We start from the raw sequence: 20,747 nt of genomic DNA on the forward strand, positions 1-20,747 counted from the left end.
ATTACCTCGTCAAAACCCTTCAACCAAAGGAGTACCCCATGAGCGATGCTGCTGAAGTTCTCAAACCCAAAACCCATGCCGAGAAGATGGATATCGGCCTGACCGCAGCAGACAGAAAGGAAATTTCTGCCGGGCTTTCGGAGATCCTTGTTGATACCTATAGGCTCCTGATCAAGACACATATCTACCACTGGAACGTGGTGGGGCCGCTTTTCCATTCGATCCATGTGCTGACCGAAGAGCAGTACAACACGCTGTTCGAGGCGACCGACATCATTGCCGAGCGGGTGCGCGCCTTGGGCCATCACGCTCCCATCCTGAGTGGCAAGGGTGTCGACACATCCATTGAGCTTCGCGCCTCCGGTCGCTCGGCGCTGGAAATGGTTCAGGATCTGGTTGAAGACCATGAAGAGGCTGTGCGCAAGATGCGCGAGATCGGTACCAAGGCCGACGAGAAGGGTGACCTTGTCACCGCGGACATGCTGACCGATCGGCTGACCTTCCACGAAAAGGCGCTGTGGATGCTGCGTGCTCTTATCGCGGACTGATAATTTAACCTCCTCCCAAGACTACCCGGCCGGTTCGTTCCGGCCGGTTTTTTGTCAGGAGAGGCTGCTCTCCTGTTTCGGCGCCAGAACGCGCAGCGCCTTCGGATGAAGGACGATCCGTGTTTCTCTCGGCAATGGCCGCAATTCGCCGTCGATGGCGCATTTGAAGCGCTGGGTCCCGGAGCGAACGCGCACCGTCACCTCGCTTGCCTGATGGATCTCCACCTGCTCGTTTTTCCGCCAGCGGCCGATACCCATATTCAGAAAAAAGAGAAGCATCTCGGCGCGGGTCCGCGCGTGGGTTATGTATATGCCCAGTTGGCCGCCGTCAGGGCGGTCGGTGAACGGCAGCCGCTGACCTTCTCCGTAGAGATTGTTGGTTACCGCCAGGTTCGAGGTCGTGGCGAGCATCTTCGTCTCGGGCAGTTCCAACTCGAGCTCCAGCTTCGGGGGGCGAACCATGGTTGCGATTGCCGCGCGCACTGAGGCGAAAATCTTGCCCACTCGGGATCGGAACTCCATGCGTTCGCGCAGGCGGATAAGTTGCGGATGCATACCGATCGACAACTGGTGCACATAAAAAGTGCCATCCGCTTCCGCTATGTCGACACGCCTGATCGAGCCCTGGGCGAGAGCCTGCATGGCCGCCTGCAGGTCTTGCGGAATGCCAAGACTGCGGGCAAAAAGGTTCATCGTGCCGGCGGGGAGGATGGCAAGCGCCTTTTCGGAATGGGCGAGCAGGCCGGCAGCAAGCGAGATCGTGCCATCACCGCCGCCTGCAAGAAGAACATCCGCGTTCTCATCACTGGCCGCCTCTTCCATCATCGACACGATATTCTTGCCGGAGCAAAGCCTGACCTCGATGGAATGGCCGGCTGTTTCGAAAATATCTCTTATCTCTTCCGCAAGCGCGTCCGTGTCGAGAGTTCGGAGTGTTCCTCCGTTGCGGTTGAGAACGGCCAGAACATGCATCGGGGTTTTCCTAAAGGTTTCTCTGCGGTCCGACTTTAAGGGGAGGCGGAAAGAATGGTTCCCGAAAGAAGACTGTCAGAGTGAGAAGAAAATCGCGGAACAAGAATCGGGGCGGCGCGTTCTAAGGGTGCAAACGGCCACACACCAATCCTCCCTGGCAGGTTCGGTTCGGTGCGTGGCCTGTACAGAAACACTGCACACGGAGAGCTTATCATGTTCCGCAACCTTTTGGCGACCACCGCAATTGCAACTCTTGTGGCGACCGGTGCGGTCGCGCAGACGTCGACCACGACGGGAACTGGCGCACCGGCAGCTGCACCCACCGAGCAGCCCACCGAAATGGTGGTGCGCGCTGACGGCCATCTGGCTACCGATCTCATCGGCAAGACCGTTTACAATGGCACCGGCGAAGAGGCCGAGAACATTGGCGAGGTCAATGATCTTGTTCTGGACGAAGAAGGCGAAGTCAGCGCCATTGTCGTCGGCGTGGGCGGCTTCCTCGGCATTGGTCAGAAGGAAGTTGCACTCGAGTATGATCTGGTCGAGTGGGCTGAGCAGGATGGCGAGCGCTGGCTCGTGGTAGAGACGACAGCCGAGGCGCTGGAGGCTCAGGAAGAGTTCGATCGCTCTGCTTATCGTCCGATGCCGGCTGATGCCGATGTGTCGGAGGCAAAGCCTGCGTCCAAGGATGATCTTGCCAAAGCTCCGGCCAAGGCCGACGACAATGCGGAAGAGACCGCTATGGCACCGGCCACCGATGCGGCAAGTGGCGATGAAGCTGTGAAGACCGATGATATGGCTGCAACGCCTGCTCCAGAGGCTGACGATGCTTCCAAGCCCGTCGATCAGGCCGCCGACACGCAGGATCAGGCGACCGACGATACGATGACCGCTGCAATCGACCGTTCCAGCCTTCAGGAAATGCCGGCGAATGAAATTCGCACCGAGGAACTCACGGGCACCACGGTTTACGGCGCCAATGAGGAGAACATCGGTGAAATCGGCGATGTCATCATCTCGCAGGACGGCAAGGTTGATGCCATCATCGTCGACGTCGGCGGCTTCCTCGGCATTGGTGAAAAAGAGGTCGCCATTGGCATGGACAATCTCGCTTTCATGAGCGACGGCAATGGTTCGCTCTACCTCTACACCGAGTTCACCGAGGAAGAGCTGGAACAGCAGCCGGCTTATGACGAGGCGAGCTATGGTGAGCGTCGCGACGAAATGCGGATGCAGGTTCAGTAATCTGCGCTTATCGCATTAGAACGAAGAGCCCCGTGCCAAGCGCGGGGCTCTTTGTTCATGGAGCGTTGACAATCCGTTTGATCGTTACAGCTTTCATCGACGCGTATTTGTCGCCATCTTGGCGTGAGAGGTCGTCGCAAACATGCGGTGGCCAAGTGTGAAAGGAATTGCCATGCTGACCCAGATAGAAGGCATTCACCACATCACTTCCATGGCCCGCGATGCGCTGGCGACGGACCGGTTCCTCACCGATACGCTCGGCCTGCGCCGTGTGAAGAAAACCGTCAATTTCGATGCACCAGATATCTATCATCTCTACTACGCCAATGGCTCCGGGCAGCCGGGGACAGTGATGACCTACTTTCCGTTTCCCAACATCGTTGCCGGGAAACGAGGAGCAGGGGAGGTGGGAACCACCGTTTATTCCGTTCCGAAAGGCAGTCTCGACTACTGGGCGAAACACCTGGAAGCGCAGGGCGTGACCGGGCTTTCGCGCGAGAGCCGTTTCGGCGAAGATCGCCTGCTTTTTGCGGGCGTAAACGGTGATGGCTTTGCCCTGAACGAGATGGAAGGCGATGCGCGTGAACCGTGGAATGGTGCGAAGGTCGACGATGATGCGGCAATTCGCGGCTTTCACTCCGCGTCGCTGGTCCTGCGCGACCGTGGGGGCACGGAAGCGCTTCTTTCGTTCATGGGTTACACACCGCTCGGCGAAGAGAATGGTGTGCTGCGCATGGTTAGGAAGGATGGCAACGGTGCCAACGTGATCGACCTCGAAACCCGGTCCGATGCACCCGTGGCGCGGCAGGGTGCGGGCTCGGTTCATCACATCGCCTTTGCCGTGGCCAATGATGAAGCGCAAATTGCCGTGCGCGAGGAACTGGTGTCACAGGGCTTTCAGATCACGCCGGTCATCGACCGGGATTACTTTCATTCGATCTATTTCCGCGCGCCAGGCGGCGTGTTGTTCGAGATCGCCACCAACGAGCCGGGCTTTGCCAGTGACGAAGACATGGCGCATTTGGGCGAGGCTTTGAAACTGCCCAAACAGCACGCGCATCTGCGTGAGCGGCTCGAAGCGTCACTTCCCAGGATCGGGAACTGAGCCATGACGACCGACCACTACGTCCATCACCTGGCCTCCGCGGGGCCGGGAAAACCGCTCCTGTTCCTCTTCCATGGAACAGGCGGCGACGAGCGTCAGCTCCTGCAGCTGGGTGCGGAGCTGGCGCCCGGAGCCGGCATTGTCGCCCCGCGTGGCGATGTGAGCGAACAGGGTGCGGCGCGCTTCTTCCGGCGCACTGGCGAGGGCGTCTACGACATGGACGATCTGGCGCGGGCGACCGACAGGATGCGTGAATTCATCGCCGCCCATGTGCAGCGGGAAAAGCCCAGCGCGGTGCTCGGTCTGGGCTACTCCAACGGAGCGAACATTCTCGCTTCCGTGACCTTTGCCGCGCCGCAGCTTTTCGATGCTGCCGTGCTGATGCACCCGCTGATCCCGTTTGCGCCGGTCTGGGGCGAGGGTGCAGTGCGGACGCGGTTTCTCGTTACGGCGGGGCGGAAGGATCCAATTTGCCCGGAACGGCTCACCACACGGCTTACGGATTATCTCGAGGATGCCGGTGCAGAGACCGAGATCGAATGGCATGAGGGCGGGCATGAAATACGCCCGAACGAAACCGTGGCGGCGGGGCGTTTTCTGCTGCCGTTTCTTGAGGGAGAGTGAAAATGAGCGTAAGCGAATCCATCGTTGTCGAAGACAATGACACCAAGGGGCGGTATCTTTATCGCGCCGAAGGCCACGAGGCCGAGATGACCTACTCCAAGATCGGAACGAGCCAGATTATCATCGATCACACCGATGTGCCGGACGCCTTTCGCGGGCAGGGAGTCGGCTTGGCGCTTGTCACGCGCGCCGTGGAAGACGCACGCGCCAATGGCATCAAGATCAGGCCGCTGTGCCCGTTTGCCAACGCTCAGTTTCGGCGCCATCCGGAATGGGCCGACGTTCTGGCGCGCTAGAGCAATTCCAGGAAAAGTGGGAACCGGTTTCCGTCCGGAATTGCGAAAAGCAATAAGTTAGAGCGCTTTCGCGATTCAACGAAAAGCGGAAGTGCTCTAGGGTCACGCTGAAGGAAACGGCGTTCAGGCCGCTTCCTTCAACGTTTCCTCCCCCTCCTCGATGAAGGCCCGGTGCAGTGCCTTGACGGCTTTTTCCAGGTCTTCACTGCGGACAAGAAACTGCACATCGACACCGCGTCCGGTCTCCTGCGAGGCAAGCGGCTCCACGCCGGAAGCGTCGAGCGCTTTCAGCCCTTCCAGCATGACGCCGAGCCCGGTGAGATCGCGCCCGATCACAGACACCATGCCTGCGCGACGCGCCGTGATGCGCGCGGCGGGGTAACGTTCTGCGAGATCGCGTTCCACGCGGCGCACGGATTTGAGCGTCGCCTCCAGATGGTGGACGATGGAATTCGCGTTCGAGCTTTTCGAGACGATGCGCACGCGGTGGCGGGTCAGCGATTCCAGGATCGCGGCGTCATAGCCTTTCACGCCAACCATGTCCTGCTCGAAGAGTTCGAGCGAGGTGACCGGCAGGCCGGTGACCATTTCCACGCCTGCCCCATCGGCCGGCTCTGCGTCGATCAGCGTGCCGGGATCTTCCGGCTCGAAAGCATTGGCAACACGCAGCGGCACACCTGCCTGACGCAGTTTCTTTGCCGCCTTCGGGTGGATCGCCTCCATGCCCATATTGGAGAGTTGGTCGGCGACATCGTAATTGGTGCGGCCGATCTTGCGCACATTCTCCGGTCCCACAAGGCGCGGATCGGCGCTCGAAAGGTGGAATTCCTTGTGAATGATCGCTTCGCGCGCGCCGGTCAGTGCCGCGATGGTGGCGAAGGTCACTTCGGAATAGCCGCGGTCGAATTCGCGCATCAGCCCTTCGCGGCATTGCGAGTAGCCGGTGACGATGGGCAGCTCGCGTGAGAGGTTGATCTCGGCAAACGCCTGCTCGATGCGTTCGTTGAGGCTCGGCTGCGTTTCATCGCGCCAGCCGGTTAGGTCGATAAAGCGTGCATTCACGCCCGAGCGACGCAGAAGCAGGGCCAGATTGTTGGCCGAATGCGCTTCACCCAGCGCCGAGAGAAGCTCGCGGATCGTCTGCATGTGCTCGCCGAGCTGGAAATGCCCGTAGGAGCAAAGACGCTGCAGGTCGATCAGGCAGCCGCGCGCACCCTCGATGCGCTCGCGCACAAAGTCGTCGGCGGCGTGCCGGTCGGCGGCCTCGTCAAACATCTCTTCATTGATCGCGTGCATGGCGCGGCTCACAGCGCTCAGCGCCTCCATCCACCCATGTTCGTTGTCGGCATGGGCGAACAATGCATAGACACCGGGTTCGCCTGACTTCTTGTGTTCCAGCAGCTTGTCCGTGATACCGCCGAACGCGGAAACGACGAAGACGCGGTTGTAGAGTGCATCGCCCTTGCGTTTGCCGATCAGGATCGTGTCGAGCAGCTCGCGCGCGCGGCTCATCGATGTGCCGCCGATCTTCTCGACGGTGTGGATGCCTCGTTGTTGCTGGTTGGTGCGGCCCTTTTCGGCCGCACCGCTTTCTAGTCGGTCAGTCATAATGTCCAGTTCGGTTGTGGCTTATGCCAGTTTCCCGGTCTTGATTTCGACGGGGGTGGGTTCGCCGCGCTCGGCGAGAAAATCGGGGCGAGCCTTTTTCGCGCCATAGGGTTCATCAAGCCGGTTCGATACGGCGTTGAACACGAAGAAGGCGTTGGAGCGCGGAAACGGCGTGATATTGCCGTTGGAGCCGTGCATCGTGTTGCAGTCGAACAGCACCAGCGTGCCGGCCTTGCCGGTGGCGGCGGTGATGCCGTGCTCGCTCGCGAGCTTGGTCAGCGCCTCGTGGGAGGGAACACCCACTTCCTGTTTTTTGAGCGAGGATTTGTGGTTGTCGTCGGGCGTTTCGCCGGCACAGGCGATGAACTGTTTGTGCGAACCCGGCATCAGCATGAGCGGGCCGTTCATTGCGTCATTATCGGTCAGAAGCAGCGAGGCGGAGACAGCGCGCATGCGCGGCATGCCATCCTCGGCGTGCCAGGTTTCGAAATCCGAGTGCCAGTAGAATTCCTTGCCGGTGAAACCGGGCTTGTAGTTCAGCCGCGACTGGTGGATGTAGACCTCGTCGCCGAGAAGGAAACGGGCGATGCCTGCAACGCGGCGGTCGCTGGCCAGACGATTGAAGAGGGAGCTCTGCTCGGGCAGCTTGAAGATGGTGCGAACCTCGTCCGAGCCGGGCTCGGTGATCACGCTGCCATCCATCAGATCGCGCTCGCCATTGCGCATGGCGGCGGATTCCGCCTTCAGCGCCTCGACCTCTTCGGCCGTGAAAATGTCTTTGAGGATCAGGAAGCCGTCACGGTCAAACTGGTCGGCCTGCTGTGCTGTCAGGGGCGCATCGGGGCGCCACTGGCTCCAAACGGTTCGATCCTGGCGGGGCAGCCAACGTTCTTCGGGCAGCCTGCTGGGATAGGGATCCTGACTTCTTCGGTCACGTTCCTTCGACATCGCTGTCATGGTCGTTCTCCTTTTCTTTCAGGGTTTTCGCCGTCGGATGCATGAACCTGGCACCCCGATGTTGAAGGGTGCCAGGCTTCGGGAAGGTTATGCATCCTCCAGCGCATAAGAGCCGTCGGCCTGGTGCACTTCCTTGCCAGAAACCGGCGGGTTGAAGGTGCAGGCCATGATCATCGGCTTTTCTGCGTCGGCGCGCAGAATGTGCTTGTCGTGCTTGTCGAGCGCATACATGACGCCCGGCTTGATCTTGTGGACCTCGCCGGTGGCGCAGTCCTCGATGGAGCCCGTGCCGTCGACGCAATAGACGCATTCAAGATGGTTCTTGTAATGCATGTGCAGTTCGGCGCCGGCGTGGATGGTCGTGATGTGGAAGGAAAAGCCCATCTCATCCGACTTCAGGAGAAGACGCACACTGTCCCACCCTTCCGAATGGACGTGACGTTCGGTGTTCTTCGCTTCGTTCAGGTCGCGCACGATCATGTTCGTTACTCCGCTGCGATTTTTGTGTTCTGGGTTGTTTCGGCAACGGCAGACTGAAGGATGTCCAGTCCGCGCGCAAAGGTGTCCTGCTCGATGTTGAGCGGGCAGAGGATTTTCACCACCTCGTCATGCGCGCCGGAGGTCTCAATGATCAGCCCGTCGCGGAAGCAGCGCTTGCAGATGTCGCCTGCCAGCTCGCCTGAGCCCACATCCACGCCCATCATCATGCCGCGGCCCTTCACGCGGGCGTCGGGCAGAAGCGCGGCGATCTCGTTGAGGCGCTTTTCCAAATAGGCACTGCGCTCGGCGATCGTGGCGCGGAACGTGTCATCCGCCCAGAATTTCTCAAGCGCCACCCGCGCGGTGACGAAGGCATGGTTGTTGCCGCGGAAGGTGCCGTTGTGCTCGGCGGGGCCGAACACGTCGTATTTCGGCTTCACCAGAACCGTTGCGAACGGAAGGCCGTAGCCCGACAGCGATTTCGCCATGGTGATGATATCCGGCGAGATACCCATCTCCTCGAAGGAGAAGAAATTGCCGGTGCGGCCGCAGCCGGCCTGAATGTCATCAATGATGAGCAGCGCGCCATGGGCGCGGGCAATCTCGCTCACCCGGCGCACCCATTCGCGCGACGCGGCATTAAGCCCGCCTTCGCCCTGCACGGTTTCGAGCAGGATTGCAGCCGGCTTTTCAACGCCGCTGGAGGGCTCCGAAAGCATGCGGTTCAGAAGATCGGCCGTGTCGATGTCGCCGCCCATCGCACCGTCATAGGGGATGCGCGTTACATGGTTGAGCGGCACGCCGGCGCCGCCGCGATGGTAGCCATTGCCGGTGGCCGCCAGCGCGCCGAGCGTGACGCCGTGGAAGCCGTTGGTGAAGGACACCACATTCTGGCGTCCCGTCACCTTGCGCGCGATCTTGAGTGCCGCCTCGATGGCGTTGGCGCCCGTCGGGCCGGTGAACAGGACACGGTGATCCATGTCGCGCGGGCGCAGAATCAGGCGCTCGAAGGCTTTCAGGAATTCGGCCTTCGCGTCGGTGTGCATGTCGAGCCCGTGCGTGACGCCATCGCGCTCGATATGCTCGATCAGCGCGGCCTTCATGTCCGGGTCGTTGTGACCATAGTTCAGGCTCGAGCAGCCGGCCAGAAAGTCGATGTAATCGCGACCTTCAGCATCTGTCAGGGTCGAGCCGCTGGCCTTTGTGAACACGGTCGAGAAGCTGCGGCAATAGCTGCGCGCTTCCGATTCGCGTCGCGTGAAAATCTGTTTGTCGTCCGTCGTAACGGTCGTCATCTTTTTTCCTTCGGATTGTTCGGTCGTGCGAATTGGGACGCCGCCATCAGGCGGCATCGTCGCTCCGGGCCTCGTCTGCTTTGCGCAGGGACATCCAGTTTCCGCTGACATCGTCGGATGCACCTTCGGCGAACTGGATTGTCACCATATGTTCGGTGGCGTGCTTGCCATCGAAATGCGCATCCTTGCGGAAGTAAGGCTCGTGGCTCAGTTCACCACCGCGCTTGCGGGCGAGCGAGGAAAACAGACCCCAGCTTGCCTTGTTGTCGGAGGTGATGGTGGTCTTGAGCGCCTGCACGTTTTCGCAGGCTTCCCGGTCGAGCAGTGCGGCAAGCAGCTTCTTGCCGACGCCCATGCCCTGGACACTCTTATCCACGGCAACCTGCCAGACGAACAATGTGTCGTCTTCATCGGGCAGAAGATAGGCCGAAACCCAGCCCACCAGCGCTCCATCGCTGGTTCTTTCGGCGGCGATGCATGTGTCGCCGAAATGGTCGCACTGCAACAGATTGCAGTAGAGCGAATTCTCGTCGAGCGGCTCGCAGGACTGGATGAGCCGCCACACATCCGCGCCATCTTCCTTGCGCGGGGGGCGATAGACAATCTCGGGCGATCGCTTGCGTACAAGCTTGATATCAGTGGTGGCCATTGGTCTCCTCATAGCGCGCCGAATATTATGACTATCGAAGGATATTTCAACCGCTGGAAGCCGATTTGGTTCCACACCAAGCGCAAGCCCATGAAATGAATGGGTTTCCGAGGAAAATTTTATTCGCTAATCAAAATATATTTTCTCTGCTATCCATAGATATGCGGAGAGCGGCGGCCGAATATTGCCCTTTTCGGCCAACGAGTTTGGGGATGGCGGCATGGAAGATCGTACCGAAACGAGCCTGATCGCGTTGCGGCGTATTTTGCGTGCAACGGAGCTGAACGCGCGCACGCTTGCCCGGGCGACCGGGCTGACGACACCACAGCTCATCGTGCTTGAAATCGTCGCTGCAGCGGGCCGGGCGACGCCCAAGGATATCTCCGGCAAGGCCGGTGTCGGGCAGGCGACCGCAACGTCGCTGGTCGACAAGCTGGAGGCGCGTGGCCTCGTCACCCGCACGCGCAGCGAGCGCGACAAGCGCGTGGTGTGGGTGGCGCCGACAGAAGAGGGGCGGGCTCTTCTGAAAGCCGCGCCCGATCCGTTGCAGAAGACCTTTTCAGAGCAGTTTCAGGCTCTGCCGGACTGGGAACAGGGCATGATTGTTGCAGCCCTTGAGCGTGTTGGCGCGATGCTCAATGCCGGCGCGCTCGATGCCGCGCCGCTGCTGGATGTCGGCGCGGTCGATCGCAAGTAAATGCGCTTTTAGAGCCTGCTTATGAAAGCCCGGACCTCGCCATTCAGGCGATCCCGCTCCCCTTCGGCCTTCGCTCGTTCCTGATTGAGCGCGGCAATCCGGTTTTCCTGTTCTTCGAGCATGCGCATGTAGCGCTCTGCCAGAGCGCTCTCGCGGGGAACGGAGCTCAGATTGTCGCGAATGCGGGCCTGGTCGCCGGCGGTTCTTTCCAGCGCCTGCTGGACATTCGCCGCGGTGCGCTCTGCCGAGGCGGCATCGCGCTTGAGAACGGCAAGGTCCTTCAGTTTTTTTCCGGTGTCGCTGTCAGTGGCTGAGCCGGCCCACACATAAAGCGCATCTGCGCTTGCGTCGCTAAGAGCGAAGCTTTCCATGCGGCTGCGTTCCATCACGGTCCTTACGGTGGATGATCCGCCAGCTTCCATGGCGGCGCGAAGGCGATAGTGGGTGGGGGTTGCACTATCGAGCGCGGCCGCTTCCATCTGCCATCCATCGCGCCGCGGGTGTTCGATCAGCACTGTACGCTTCGCGTCTGAAGCCCCCTTGATCCTGTAGGTGGTGGTGATCCGTGAAACCGTCGTTGCGCGCAGAACGCCATCGCTGATCGCTACCTTGCCGACAATTTCCTGAGGTGTCGTTTCCGTCGTGATCTCGACCTTGCGGTCGCTGGCGAAGCTTGCCATCCGGCTCTCTCCGGCCGGAATGCCCAGAAGCTGCGCATCGCCCACATACCCACTCGCGCGGTCGTAGACTGTCACGATGCCCGGCGGCAGGCTGGCTTCGGTGCCGTTCTTGAGGAAAACCGCGGCGACGGGATGAATGCCGCCGCTCTCCGGTTGGAAGACCGAAACCCGCTCAGCTTCAATCTCGGCGTCCACGAAAGGCAGGGAAAGGCTTTGCCCTGCGGCAAGGTGGACGGGATTCGGCAAATGGTAGGTGGCGCTTGTGCGACCCTCTTGCGCCTCAATCGGGTTGGTGGGGGGCGAGGGCTCCTGCATCACCATATCGGCCATCGGCGCGGGAGCCGCTGCGCCGTTGAAAGCACGCATATGGCGGGGGGCGGACTCCATCCGAGCCATCTCCATGCCAGCTGCATCGTCCGGTCGTGGCGGCGCGGCGTTGCCGACGGCAACGGGGATGTCCGGGCGTTCGCTCCAATAGCGCTGATGCAGTTTCTGGGCGAGTGTTACCGGGGCGCCGGATGACAGTGTCAGACCGACGCCTTTCCAGTCTTCTCCGGTTGCGTTTTCAATCACCGCCCATGCCTGGAGGCGCGCTGTGTCTTCTCCGTTCGAAATGAGCCGATAGGCTGCTTTCCAAACCGGAGCGGGTACCACATAGGAAATTGCTATATCGCGCTCACCTGTTCCCGAGAGTGTGATCGCGACAGAGCGGATAGCATCCGTTCGCCCACGTCCACTTACCTTCGCTGCTTCGCGCAACCGTTCCTTCAGGGCCTCGTCGAGTATGTCCAGCTTGGTATCCGTACCGAGCTTCAAAAGCTCCAGCGTTCCGTCCGCGGTCATCACGGAGAGCACCCGTTCCACGCGCGGCGTTGTATCACTGTCTGTTTGCTCCGTGCTGACGCCGAGGATCATGCCTTCGACGGTGCGCCCGCCGGACGTGGCGCGCACGGAGATGCCCTGAAGCGCAGCAGCCAGCGCCGGCACGGAACCCAGATCACCGGGGCCGAGAGGAAGGCGGCGAAAGGTCTCTTCGACCGGGGAAAGTCCATCCAGTGTGACGGCATCGATGGTGCCTGCGGGATCTCTCACCACCAGGCTCTTTAAAAAGTCGTCCACCTGATCGAGAGGGATGTCGATGCGCAATGTGCCTTCGCCCTCGATACGGGCGGAACGCCTTATCTCGGCCAAACCGCCAGAAGAAAGCGTGATCGCCCTGATCCGACCGCTGTCCACGATGTCGGCAAAGGCTGATGGAGTAGCCTGCGCAAAGGCAAAGCAGGCGCCGAACAGGGCGGCGCGAGCAAACGTTTGGTTCACATTCCGGGATGGTTTCGCTGACACATCGTCTCTCCACGCTGCCTGGGGAACTCCAGGGTAAAAGCTCGACCCCTATCCCGTTACCAGTGCATCTGGATCGGATCGTGGCGTGATTTGGAAAAGTGCTTGTCGCCGATCGTCTGAGCGGCGGTTCTCGGAAAAGCTCGTCCGCCTTGATTGGACCCTCGAAAAAATGGCGATCCCGACAGGATTCGAACCTGTGACCCTCAGATTAGGAATCTGATGCTCTATCCTGCTGAGCTACGGGACCGCTGAGCCCTCTCATAACGCGATGAGGCCGGTTCGCCAAGATGAAATGGGCCTTGTGCCGAGAGCGTCACGGCATCAGCCCGGCAGGGCTGTTTCTGCCAGCCGCACCCAATAGCTCACCCCATGCGGGATGGCATCATCGTTGAAATCATATTCCGTGTTGTGGAGTGCAGCGCTGTCGCCATTGCCGATGAAGATCAGAGCTCCGGGGCGGGCTTCAAGCATGTAGGAAAAATCCTCACCGCCCATTGTCGGGGTGATGTCGTTGTCCACATTCGCCGCGCCGGCAATCTCACCAGCCACGGCGCTCGCAAAGGCCGTTTCCTCGGCGTGGTTGAACGTCACCGGGTAATTGGAATCATAATCCACCTCCACGGTGGCGCCGTGGGCTGCCGCCACGCCTGCACATATGGCGCGCATCCGGCTTTCGGCATCAACATTCACTTCTTTTTTGAGCGTGCGGACGGTGCCGGCCAGTTCCACTTTGTCCGGAATCACGTTGAAGGCATCACCGGCATGGAATTTGGTGACCGAAACCACCACAGAATCAAGCGGATGGACATTGCGTGAAGCAATGCTCTGCAGTGCTGTGACGATCTGGCTGGCGGCAAGGATGGGGTCGACGACCATATGCGGCATGGCCGCGTGGCCACCGCGTCCCTTCACGGTGATCACGAATTCCGCCGTGGCGGCCATGATAGGCCCCGGCCGGATAGCGAATTGGCCGATCGGCAAACCCGGCAGATTGTGCATTCCGAAGACGCGCTCAATGGCGAAGCGTTCCATCATGCCGTCCTTCACCATCTCGTTGCCGCCGCCGCCACCTTCTTCGGCCGGCTGGAAAATCACCGCGACACGGCCCTTGAAATTGCGTGTTTCACAAAGGTATTTGGCGGCGCCCAGCAGCATCGCGGTATGCCCGTCATGGCCGCATGCGTGCATCTTACCCGGGGATGTGGAAGCCCAGGGCTTGCCCGTCATCTCCGTCATCGGCAAGGCGTCCATATCAGCGCGCAGCCCGATGGTCGGGCCGCTCCCGAGCCTGCCCTGGATAATGCCGACGACGCCCGTCTTGCCGAGGCCTGTTACCACCTCGTCACATCCGAACTCCCGCAGTTTCTCCGTTACAAAACCGGCGGTGCGATGCACATCAAAGAGAAGCTCGGGGTTGCGGTGAATATCACGCCGCCATTCAGTGATTTCTGCCTGCAACTCCGCAGAGCGATTCAAAATCGGCATGTTTTGCTCTTCCCTTCAAATTTTTGCCGGTATTCGGGCCTCTCTGTGGAGCGGGTCTTGCAGCAGTGCCGGAGGGGCCGCGTGCATCCCGCAGTCATCAGTCTGAAGCTGGGAAACAGGTAAGATGTGATTGCGGGCGATTGCAAGCTGATCCGCTTGGGCCAGTTCGGGCTCTTGTGCGCCTCGCCGGTTTCTCCCGTGAGATTCAAGCGGCGGCCCAACGGTTTTTTGCTATAAGTATCGGGTTGGCGTTAAATGGGCCCGGTTTCATCAGCAGGAAACGAACAGGGCTTAAGCTTGGTCGTTGACTGTGCGCTTTGGCGCTTGGGGTCACGATCGGTATACGGGTCAACAAAGGTGCCTGACATTTCAGGCGGACATGAAATTCGGATAATGCGCATGAGTTTCGCAAGATTTGCCGCGCCCGTTGTGGCCGGGGCAGTGATGGGGATGGTTGCGGCAGCTCTGCCGGCGTCGGCAGGGCCGACGATCGTTCTCGATGTCAACAGCGGCAGGGTCCTCTCCCATGAAGACGCTTTCCAACGCTGGTACCCGGCATCGCTGACCAAGTTGATGACGGCCTATGTGGCTTTTGAGGCCGTGCGGGATGGCGAGTTGCAACTCGATTCGCCTGTGACGATCTCCAAGCGCGCAACGCGGGAACCGCCGAGCAAGATGGGCTATCCGGCCGGATCGGTGCTGACTCTCGATAACGCGATCAAGCTGATCATGGTCAAATCCGCCAATGACGTGGCGACGGCTATTGCCGAGAATGTCGGCGGCTCGGTTGGCGCGTTTGCAGAACGCATGAATGCGGCAGCGCGCAAGCTGGGCATGTCCGGCACGCACTACGTCAATCCGCATGGCCTTTTCTCGACCGAGCAATACACAACAGCGCGCGATCTGGCACTTCTCGTGCGGGCCATTCGCACCGAATTTCCGCAGTATGCGCACTATTTTTCGCTGGAGGCCATACGCACCGGGGATAAGGTCTTGCCGAACTATAACTGGCTGATCGGCCGTTTTCCGGGCGCAGATGGCATGAAGACCGGTTATGTGTGCTCGTCCGGCTTCAACCTGGCGGCTACCGCCACACGCAATGGGCGCACGCTTGCGACAATCGTGCTGGGAGCGCCATCCCAGGTGGAGCGTGGCGAGGAAGCGGCCCGTCTGCTTGCGGAAGGGTTCAAGATCCAGGGGGCTGTTTCCCCTTCCATTGCTTCCTTCGCACCTTATGGCGAGGGGCGTGACGTGGCGGTCGACATGCGCCCCGAGGTCTGTTCCGAGGCAGCGGTCAAGGCGCGTTTCGAACGGGGTGACGATGACAACCTGCTGGTGGAGCGCTCGCCTTATCTGACAGCGATGGATCACGAGCCGCGTGCCGTGGCAATCAGCCTCGGCGGCGCAACCGGTCCTGCGCCATCTGTGCCGCGCTATGCCGATGTACCGATCCCGACGCCGCGGCCGGACTACCCGTTCAAAAGTGCCACCGCCGAGACTGCGCAGGGCGGCTGAGACCCATGGCCAACACCATTGCATTGACGCTCGTCACGGGCTTTCTCGGTGCTGGCAAGACCACCTTGATCAATCGGCTCTTGCGCGATCCCGCTCTTTCGGACACTGCCGTTATCATCAACGAGTTCGGTGCTGTGGGCATTGATCACCTGTTGGTGGAAGAGGCTTCAGACGGGATTGTGGAGTTGTCGGATGGTTGTCTCTGCTGCACTGTCCGCGGTGCGCTGGTGGACACCCTCGTCGGGCTCGATGAACGGCTGACGAAGGATCGTGCAGCCGGTCTCAAACGCGTGGTGATCGAAACAACAGGTCTTGCAGACCCAGTGCCGGTCTTGCAGGCGCTTGCCGCGCACCCGGCGCTCGTTGCCCGTTTCAGACTTGATGGTGTGGTTACCCTGGTGGATTGCATGCACGGGCGCGAGACGCTCGAGGCCCACGAGGAGGCACGGCATCAAGTGGCCGTGGCCGACAGGCTCCTGTTGACCAAGACCGATCTGGTTGATGCGGATGCTCTCCGTGGTCTGAAAGCGTATCTGGCGGAGCTAGCGCCAGGCCTCGAACCTTTCTCCGTCGATGAGATGGATGCAGCGGCGCTTATCGATTGCAGCGCGCTCGAAATCGGTTCACGCGCTGCTCCGGTCCTGCGTGAGGCTTCACCCTATCACGACCACCACCATGACCATGACCACGATCACGATCATGAGCATGAGCATGAGCACGGGCATGGGCATAGCGCGGCCTTCGAAACGATCCTGCTGACGCATGACCGTCCCATCAGCGGGCCGGCGCTCGAGAATTTTCTCGACCTGCTGCGCAGTCAGTGCGGGGCGCAGATTCTGCGGCTGAAGGGCATTGTGGAGCTTCGTGGGCAACCCGAGCGTCCGCTCGTTGTGCAAGGGGTGCGCCAGATCCTGCACGCGCCGCGATATTTGGCGGGATGGCCTGACGAGAGACGCGGCGTACGGCTGGTCATCATCGGAACCGGCCTCGATGAAGCCTATGTGAAAGGCCTGTTCGCCGCCTTCATGGGTGAGGCGGCGATCGATACGCCCGACAGAGCCGCCCTTGAGGACAATCCGCTCGCCATAGCCGGGTTCCGTCCTTAGCCGCGTTCCACCAGAAAACGATGACCGTTAGGGGTCGCTTCGGTCTCGACGAGCAGATGCCCGTGCTCGTTGCAAAATGCCGGAATGTCTATGACCGCCAGCGGGTCTGTGGTTTCCAGCCAAAGCCGGTCTCCACTCGGCATGCCTGCAAGGCGCTTGCGCGCTTTCAGAACAGGCAAGGGGCAGTTGAGCCCCTTGAGATCGTATGTCTGCGGTGCGGCTGTCACGATCAGCGGCTGAAGATGTTCTGAATCCGGCGGCGCAGCGAAGTACCCTGGCCGCCGGTGGCCGCCGGAGCCGGGACGGATGCGGTGCGTTCCACGCTTGTGTCTGGCCGCGGTGTCGGGTTCGGCACTGCATCCTCCGCGACCGTTTCCGTTGCGCCGGAAGTGGTGTTGGCTACAGCTTCTTGCTGTTCAGGCTGCGGTGCGGCGGCTTCCAGCGCGGTTTGAAGGCGTGAGGCAGGTTCTGCCGTATAGGCAGAGGCCGTCGCAGCTACAGCGGGTGTGGCTTCCGGTTGAGGCGCCTCGGCGACAGCAGTAGGCGAGGGAATGTTCGGCGGCAGGCGCGAAACCTTCTCGCCCCGGGCGCGGCGCTTGCTCCAGTCAGCCACCAGGCGCGCTTCCTCATGCCCTGCTATGGTCTCGGAGCGCTTCGCCGTCGACTGCGTTTTGAGAGCCTTGTTGAACGCGATGTCGTAAAGCGCCTGATGTTGACGATACGCCGTGAGCAACGATTCAGGCTGGCTCATTGGCGGACACGCGGCCGTCGGGGAAAAGCTCTGTCCGTCCACGGGTTCGCTGTTAAAGACGTAGCGCTTGCCACACACATCGACCTTTGGCGGGATCTTGGTCAGCTCGAAATGATCGTAGCCTTCCTTGAGCATTTTCCAGAAATCGTAGTTCGGGTCGTTTCGGTAGCGGGCCATGTTTTCCGCCGTCATGCGGAAGGGGAATGCCTGCACCTGGAATTCACGTTGCCCACCGTTGAAGGAATCGCGGGCAAACGCGTAAATTTCCGAGATCTGCTCGTCGGTCATCGAGTAGCACCCGGCGGATGAGCAGGCGCCATGCACCATGAGGTGTTTTCCGGTGCGACCGTTTGCCTGGTCATAGGCATTTGGAAAACCGATATTGAAGGCAAGATAATAGCTTGATTTCGGGTTCATCTGGCCGGGGCGGACGGTATAGAAACCTTCCGGCGCCTGGCGGTCGCCCTCGGTGAATTTCGGTCCGAGTTGACCCGACCATTTGCAGATATCGTAGCTGGCGATGATGTCGTAGCGGCCATTGGTCTTGGCTTTCCAGACCTCAAGCTTTCCTTCTTCCTTGAAGATGCGCATCATGACGGGAGAGGTCTTGCTCATCCCCTTGGCCTTCATCGTCTGTACGATGCGCGCCGGTAACTGACGCTCGGCCTTCGGCGCGATGTCTTCAAGTGTTTCGTTGCATGCAGCCAGCGCGAGCGCTGTCGACAGCAAGAAGGCATATTTGATCAGGCGTGTCATGGAATGTTGTCGCGTCCCGCCTATTTGGCCCCCATGCGGAGATTTTAGAATGCCACTCCGCTTATAGAAAATGAACCCTTATGCTTTCGAAAAGATTACCCGGCTCGTTAGGCATTGCAGCCATGCCGTGACCTTTTCGTGGCATTTTGTCGGGCTTTGTGGCCTTTTCGCGGCTTCTAGGCGAGGAACGGTCGACGCGCAAGGGGAGTTTCCTGCTCCTGGAACCGTTCCTGGGGCAGAAAATCGCCATTGAAATGGCGCCCGCATGGCCAATGCATGCTCATAAATCCCGTTCATTTAGTGTGTGATGCTATTATTTTTGCCAATGGTATAAAAAACTGGCTTTTTGAGTTGCGAATATCGTCTGCGTATAGAATTTTTTTCTACATTGCCTATTTGTGCCGCACCAAGCAACACGCAGGCGCAGGGGCGCCGCTGGAGATTACAATGCGCAAACTGGCACTAGCAGCAGCAATTTTTGCCGCCACCGTTTCGGCATCCAACGCAGAAACCATCCGTGTGGGCATGTCGGGTGGCTATTTCCCGTTCACTTTCGTCAAACAGGACAAGCTTCAGGGCTTCGAGGTGGATTTCATCGATGCCGTGGTCAAGGAGACGGGTGACGAGGTGGAATATGTCACGATGAGCTTTTCCGGCCTTGTCGGCGCGCTCGAGTCCGGCCGTATCGACACCATCGCCAACCAGATCACCATCACGCCCGAGCGCGAGGCGAAATTCGCCTTCTCGCAGCCCTATGTGATCGATGGTGCGCAGGTGGTCGTGAAGAAGGGCAATGAGAATGAGATCACCGGACCCGAAAGCCTCAAGGGCCGCTCGGTCGCCGTCAATCTCGGCTCCAATTTCGAGCAGCTTCTGCGCGAACTGCCCTATGCCGACGAGATTGAAATCAAGACCTATGAGAGCAATCTCGAGCAGGATACGGCGCTCGGCCGTGTCGACGCTTTCGTCATGGACCGCGTCAGCGCCAGCCAGGTGATCAAGGAAACGCCGCTGCCGCTGGCGCTCGCCGGCCAGCCCTTCTCCGAGATCCGCAACGCGCTACCGTTCCGCAACGATGATGAAGGCAAGGCGCTGCGCGACCGCGTGGACGCGGCCATCACCACGCTGAAGGAAAACGGCACGCTGACCGAAATTTCGCAGAAATGGTTTGGTACCGACATTACGCAGTAAACGTTTGACGCCAGTGAGAGCCGGGGACGATGAGACCACTTGATCTCGACTATATGCTGGGGCTCGTCCCCGTGCTTCTCAAATATGTGCCGCTGACGCTCGCCATGGCGTCGGTGGCCATGGTTCTTGCGCTGATGCTTGCGTCATTGATGGCCATCGTCCGCGTCATGCGCGTCCCTCTTCTCGATGGGCTCACACAGGTTTTCATCAGCTTCTTTCGCGGCACACCGCTGCTGGTGCAGCTCTTCCTGTTCTATTACGGCCTGCCGCAGGTGTTTTCATTCCTGACAGCCATCAATGGCGTCACCGCGGCCATCATGGGGATCACCCTGCATTTTGCGGCCTATATGGCCGAAAGCATTCGCGCCGCGATCCTCGGGGTTGACCGTTCACAATGGGAAGCGGCGCGCTCCGTCGGCATGACGACAGCGCAGATGATGCGTCGCATCATCCTGCCGCAGGCTGCCCGTATCGCTGCTCCCACGCTCGTCAACTACTTCGTCGACATCATCAAGAGCACCTCGCTTGCCTTCACGCTGGGCGTGACGGAGCTGATGGGCGCTGCCCAGAAGGAAGCCGCCGGCAGCTTTCTCTATTTCGAGGCCTTCATTTTGGTGGCGATCATCTATTGGGTGATTGTCGAGGCGCTTACGGTGGTCCAGCGCCAACTTGAGGCTCGGCTTGGAAAGGCGGTGGCGCGATGATTTCTGTCCGGGGACTCACCAAACGCTTTGGCGACAACACCGTGCTCGACGGCATCGATCTGGACATCCGGTCGGGCGAGCGGGTGGCGATCATCGGACCCTCCGGTACCGGCAAGTCCACTTTGTTGCGCTCGCTCAACTTTCTCGAAAAGCCCGATGAGGGGATGATCACCATTGGCCCGGTAACGGTGGATGCACGCCGGGTCAGGGCCGCAGAAGAACTCGCGCTCAGACGACAAACCTCCTTCGTATTCCAGAATTACGCGCTCTTTGCCAACATGACCGCGCGCGACAACATCGCCGAGGGATTGATCACCGTCCGGGGCTGGGATAAGGCCAGGGCGCACGCCCGCGCCGAGGAGATTCTCGCAACCATCGGTCTCGCCGACAAGGCACAAAGCTACCCGGCGGCACTTTCCGGTGGTCAGCAACAGCGTGTCGGCATAGGCCGCGCCATGGCAGCAGAGGCCGAGATCATGTTGATCGACGAGCCAACCTCGGCGCTCGATCCTGAATGGGTGGACGAGGTGCTGCAATTGCTGAAGCGGGTGGCCGATGCGCGCCAGACGATGCTGATCGTCACGCACGAAATGCAGTTCGCCCGCGACATAGCCGATCGCATCCTGTTCATGGATGGCGGGAAGATCGTCGAACAGGGACCTCCCGAAACGATGTTCACCGATCCGAAGGACCCGCGCACCCGCGCATTTCTGCGCAAGGTGCTTTGACCGGACCGGCT

The 20,747-nt window shown here is 60.2% G+C and carries 21 protein-coding genes and 1 tRNA gene; 11 read left to right on the top strand and 11 right to left on the bottom strand.

The annotated features are described in order from the left end of the window. Positions 1–38: 38 nt before the first annotated feature. Entirely contained in the window at positions 39–548 is a 510-nt protein-coding gene (locus tag AC2CHD_RS17465; protein ID WP_229449757.1) for a Dps family protein, read from the top strand. A 54-nt stretch (positions 549–602) separates the two neighbouring features. On the opposite strand, the gene AC2CHD_RS17470 is transcribed toward AC2CHD_RS17465, so the two are convergent. Continuing rightward, positions 603–1,520, bottom strand: a complete 918-nt coding sequence (locus tag AC2CHD_RS17470) for a diacylglycerol/lipid kinase family protein (protein ID WP_484554673.1) — start codon at positions 1,518–1,520, stop codon at positions 603–605. Between the two features lie 213 nt (positions 1,521–1,733). Between AC2CHD_RS17470 and AC2CHD_RS17475 the strand changes: the two genes are divergently transcribed. The 4 genes from AC2CHD_RS17475 (at position 1,734) to AC2CHD_RS17490 (ending at position 4,790) form a co-directional block, all read left to right on the top strand. Continuing rightward, a complete protein-coding gene (locus tag AC2CHD_RS17475; RefSeq protein WP_229449759.1) occupies positions 1,734–2,765 on the top strand; it encodes a PRC-barrel domain-containing protein in 1,032 nt (343 codons plus the stop codon). 172 nt (positions 2,766–2,937) lie between these two features. Next, the gene (locus tag AC2CHD_RS17480) at positions 2,938–3,870 is read left to right on the top strand and encodes a ring-cleaving dioxygenase (RefSeq protein ID WP_484554674.1); all 933 of its coding nucleotides are present in this window, start codon (positions 2,938–2,940) and stop codon (positions 3,868–3,870) included. Positions 3,871–3,873: 3 nt separating this feature from the next. After that, complete coding sequence (locus AC2CHD_RS17485) at positions 3,874–4,494, top strand: alpha/beta hydrolase (RefSeq protein ID WP_484554675.1); 621 nt, start codon at positions 3,874–3,876, stop codon at positions 4,492–4,494. A gap of 2 nt (positions 4,495–4,496) precedes the next feature. Then, complete coding sequence (locus tag AC2CHD_RS17490) at positions 4,497–4,790, top strand: GNAT family N-acetyltransferase (RefSeq protein WP_484554676.1); 294 nt, start codon at positions 4,497–4,499, stop codon at positions 4,788–4,790. Between the two features lie 123 nt (positions 4,791–4,913). Here AC2CHD_RS17490 and AC2CHD_RS17495 read toward each other — a convergent pair whose 3' ends face one another. The 5 genes from AC2CHD_RS17495 to ectA form a co-directional block, all read right to left on the bottom strand. Beyond that, positions 4,914–6,398, bottom strand: a complete 1,485-nt coding sequence (locus tag AC2CHD_RS17495; RefSeq protein ID WP_484554677.1) for an aspartate kinase — start codon at positions 6,396–6,398, stop codon at positions 4,914–4,916. Positions 6,399–6,419: 21 nt separating this feature from the next. After that, positions 6,420–7,355 (bottom strand): ectoine hydroxylase, encoded by a 936-nt coding sequence (gene thpD / locus AC2CHD_RS17500; protein WP_484554678.1) that lies wholly within the window; start codon positions 7,353–7,355, stop codon positions 6,420–6,422. Positions 7,356–7,442: 87 nt separating this feature from the next. Next, entirely contained in the window at positions 7,443–7,835 is a 393-nt protein-coding gene (locus AC2CHD_RS17505; RefSeq protein WP_007010253.1) for an ectoine synthase, read from the bottom strand. Positions 7,836–7,840: 5 nt separating this feature from the next. Next, entirely contained in the window at positions 7,841–9,130 is a 1,290-nt protein-coding gene (gene ectB, locus AC2CHD_RS17510) for a diaminobutyrate--2-oxoglutarate transaminase (RefSeq protein WP_484554679.1), read from the bottom strand. A gap of 46 nt (positions 9,131–9,176) precedes the next feature. Further along, positions 9,177–9,779: a diaminobutyrate acetyltransferase gene (ectA, locus tag AC2CHD_RS17515; RefSeq protein WP_484554680.1), complete on the bottom strand. Its 603-nt coding sequence runs from the start codon at positions 9,777–9,779 to the stop codon at positions 9,177–9,179. 220 nt (positions 9,780–9,999) lie between these two features. On the opposite strand from ectA, the gene AC2CHD_RS17520 reads away from it, so the two are divergent. Beyond that, positions 10,000–10,476 (top strand): MarR family winged helix-turn-helix transcriptional regulator, encoded by a 477-nt coding sequence (locus tag AC2CHD_RS17520; protein ID WP_223021846.1) that lies wholly within the window; start codon positions 10,000–10,002, stop codon positions 10,474–10,476. A gap of 8 nt (positions 10,477–10,484) precedes the next feature. Here the strand turns inward: AC2CHD_RS17520 and AC2CHD_RS17525 are convergent, their stop codons facing one another. From AC2CHD_RS17525 to AC2CHD_RS17535, 3 genes are all read right to left on the bottom strand, one after another. Continuing rightward, positions 10,485–12,476: a DUF4139 domain-containing protein gene (locus tag AC2CHD_RS17525; RefSeq protein ID WP_484554681.1), complete on the bottom strand. Its 1,992-nt coding sequence runs from the start codon at positions 12,474–12,476 to the stop codon at positions 10,485–10,487. A 194-nt stretch (positions 12,477–12,670) separates the two neighbouring features. Continuing rightward, positions 12,671–12,747: transfer RNA gene (locus AC2CHD_RS17530), tRNA-Arg, on the bottom strand. Between the two features lie 74 nt (positions 12,748–12,821). Then, positions 12,822–13,985 carry a M20 aminoacylase family protein gene (locus AC2CHD_RS17535; protein WP_484554682.1) on the bottom strand — a complete coding sequence of 388 codons (1,164 nt, stop codon included), beginning with the start codon at positions 13,983–13,985 and terminating at the stop codon, positions 12,822–12,824. 399 nt (positions 13,986–14,384) lie between these two features. On the opposite strand from AC2CHD_RS17535, the gene AC2CHD_RS17540 reads away from it, so the two are divergent. Both AC2CHD_RS17540 and AC2CHD_RS17545 read left to right on the top strand, forming a co-directional pair. Beyond that, the gene (locus AC2CHD_RS17540; RefSeq protein ID WP_229449769.1) at positions 14,385–15,500 is read left to right on the top strand and encodes a D-alanyl-D-alanine carboxypeptidase family protein; all 1,116 of its coding nucleotides are present in this window, start codon (positions 14,385–14,387) and stop codon (positions 15,498–15,500) included. Positions 15,501–15,505: 5 nt separating this feature from the next. After that, entirely contained in the window at positions 15,506–16,606 is a 1,101-nt protein-coding gene (locus AC2CHD_RS17545; RefSeq protein WP_484554683.1) for a CobW family GTP-binding protein, read from the top strand. On the opposite strand, the gene AC2CHD_RS17550 is transcribed toward AC2CHD_RS17545, so the two are convergent. Both AC2CHD_RS17550 and AC2CHD_RS17555 read right to left on the bottom strand, forming a co-directional pair. Then, positions 16,603–16,833, bottom strand: a complete 231-nt coding sequence (locus AC2CHD_RS17550) for a sulfurtransferase TusA family protein (protein ID WP_484554684.1) — start codon at positions 16,831–16,833, stop codon at positions 16,603–16,605. The two genes, AC2CHD_RS17545 and AC2CHD_RS17550, sit on opposite strands and share 4 nt — an antisense overlap. Positions 16,834–16,835: 2 nt before the next feature. Beyond that, positions 16,836–18,113, bottom strand: coding sequence for a L,D-transpeptidase family protein (locus AC2CHD_RS17555; RefSeq protein WP_484554685.1), 1,278 nt, complete (start codon positions 18,111–18,113; stop codon positions 16,836–16,838). A gap of 447 nt (positions 18,114–18,560) precedes the next feature. Between AC2CHD_RS17555 and AC2CHD_RS17560 the strand changes: the two genes are divergently transcribed. From AC2CHD_RS17560 to AC2CHD_RS17570, 3 genes are read left to right on the top strand one after another with little or no spacing between them, the layout of a single operon-like run. Further along, a complete protein-coding gene (locus tag AC2CHD_RS17560) occupies positions 18,561–19,304 on the top strand; it encodes an amino acid ABC transporter substrate-binding protein (protein WP_484554686.1) in 744 nt (247 codons plus the stop codon). Positions 19,305–19,333: 29 nt separating this feature from the next. Then, positions 19,334–20,008 carry an amino acid ABC transporter permease gene (locus AC2CHD_RS17565; protein WP_229449774.1) on the top strand — a complete coding sequence of 225 codons (675 nt, stop codon included), beginning with the start codon at positions 19,334–19,336 and terminating at the stop codon, positions 20,006–20,008. After that, positions 20,005–20,736, top strand: a complete 732-nt coding sequence (locus tag AC2CHD_RS17570) for an amino acid ABC transporter ATP-binding protein (protein WP_484554687.1) — start codon at positions 20,005–20,007, stop codon at positions 20,734–20,736. Before AC2CHD_RS17565 ends, AC2CHD_RS17570 begins: the two co-directional genes overlap by 4 nt. The last annotated feature ends 11 nt before the right edge of the window (positions 20,737–20,747 follow it).

Source organism: Nitratireductor sp. ATLC21 (assembly GCF_057196525.1).

Excerpts from the sequence above, each read along its gene's own strand:
- ectB (WP_484554679.1), bottom strand. The coding sequence starts at position 9,130 with ATGACGACCGTTACGACGGACGACAAACAGATTTTCACGCGACGCGAA.
- AC2CHD_RS17535 (WP_484554682.1), bottom strand. The coding sequence starts at position 13,985 with ATGCCGATTTTGAATCGCTCTGCGGAGTTGCAGGCAGAAATCACTGAA.
- AC2CHD_RS17490 (WP_484554676.1), top strand. The coding sequence starts at position 4,497 with ATGAGCGTAAGCGAATCCATCGTTGTCGAAGACAATGACACCAAGGGG.
- AC2CHD_RS17505 (WP_007010253.1), bottom strand. The coding sequence starts at position 7,835 with ATGATCGTGCGCGACCTGAACGAAGCGAAGAACACCGAACGTCACGTC.
- AC2CHD_RS17570 (WP_484554687.1), top strand. The coding sequence starts at position 20,005 with ATGATTTCTGTCCGGGGACTCACCAAACGCTTTGGCGACAACACCGTG.
- AC2CHD_RS17560 (WP_484554686.1), top strand. The coding sequence starts at position 18,561 with ATGCGCAAACTGGCACTAGCAGCAGCAATTTTTGCCGCCACCGTTTCG.
- AC2CHD_RS17565 (WP_229449774.1), top strand. The coding sequence starts at position 19,334 with ATGAGACCACTTGATCTCGACTATATGCTGGGGCTCGTCCCCGTGCTT.
- AC2CHD_RS17475 (WP_229449759.1), top strand. The coding sequence starts at position 1,734 with ATGTTCCGCAACCTTTTGGCGACCACCGCAATTGCAACTCTTGTGGCG.
- AC2CHD_RS17545 (WP_484554683.1), top strand. The coding sequence starts at position 15,506 with ATGGCCAACACCATTGCATTGACGCTCGTCACGGGCTTTCTCGGTGCT.
- ectA (WP_484554680.1), bottom strand. The coding sequence starts at position 9,779 with ATGGCCACCACTGATATCAAGCTTGTACGCAAGCGATCGCCCGAGATT.
- AC2CHD_RS17555 (WP_484554685.1), bottom strand. The coding sequence starts at position 18,113 with ATGACACGCCTGATCAAATATGCCTTCTTGCTGTCGACAGCGCTCGCG.
- AC2CHD_RS17465 (WP_229449757.1), top strand. The coding sequence starts at position 39 with ATGAGCGATGCTGCTGAAGTTCTCAAACCCAAAACCCATGCCGAGAAG.
- AC2CHD_RS17470 (WP_484554673.1), bottom strand. The coding sequence starts at position 1,520 with ATGCATGTTCTGGCCGTTCTCAACCGCAACGGAGGAACACTCCGAACT.
- AC2CHD_RS17540 (WP_229449769.1), top strand. The coding sequence starts at position 14,385 with ATGAGTTTCGCAAGATTTGCCGCGCCCGTTGTGGCCGGGGCAGTGATG.
- thpD (WP_484554678.1), bottom strand. The coding sequence starts at position 7,355 with ATGACAGCGATGTCGAAGGAACGTGACCGAAGAAGTCAGGATCCCTAT.
- AC2CHD_RS17495 (WP_484554677.1), bottom strand. The coding sequence starts at position 6,398 with ATGACTGACCGACTAGAAAGCGGTGCGGCCGAAAAGGGCCGCACCAAC.
- AC2CHD_RS17480 (WP_484554674.1), top strand. The coding sequence starts at position 2,938 with ATGCTGACCCAGATAGAAGGCATTCACCACATCACTTCCATGGCCCGC.
- AC2CHD_RS17485 (WP_484554675.1), top strand. The coding sequence starts at position 3,874 with ATGACGACCGACCACTACGTCCATCACCTGGCCTCCGCGGGGCCGGGA.
- AC2CHD_RS17520 (WP_223021846.1), top strand. The coding sequence starts at position 10,000 with ATGGAAGATCGTACCGAAACGAGCCTGATCGCGTTGCGGCGTATTTTG.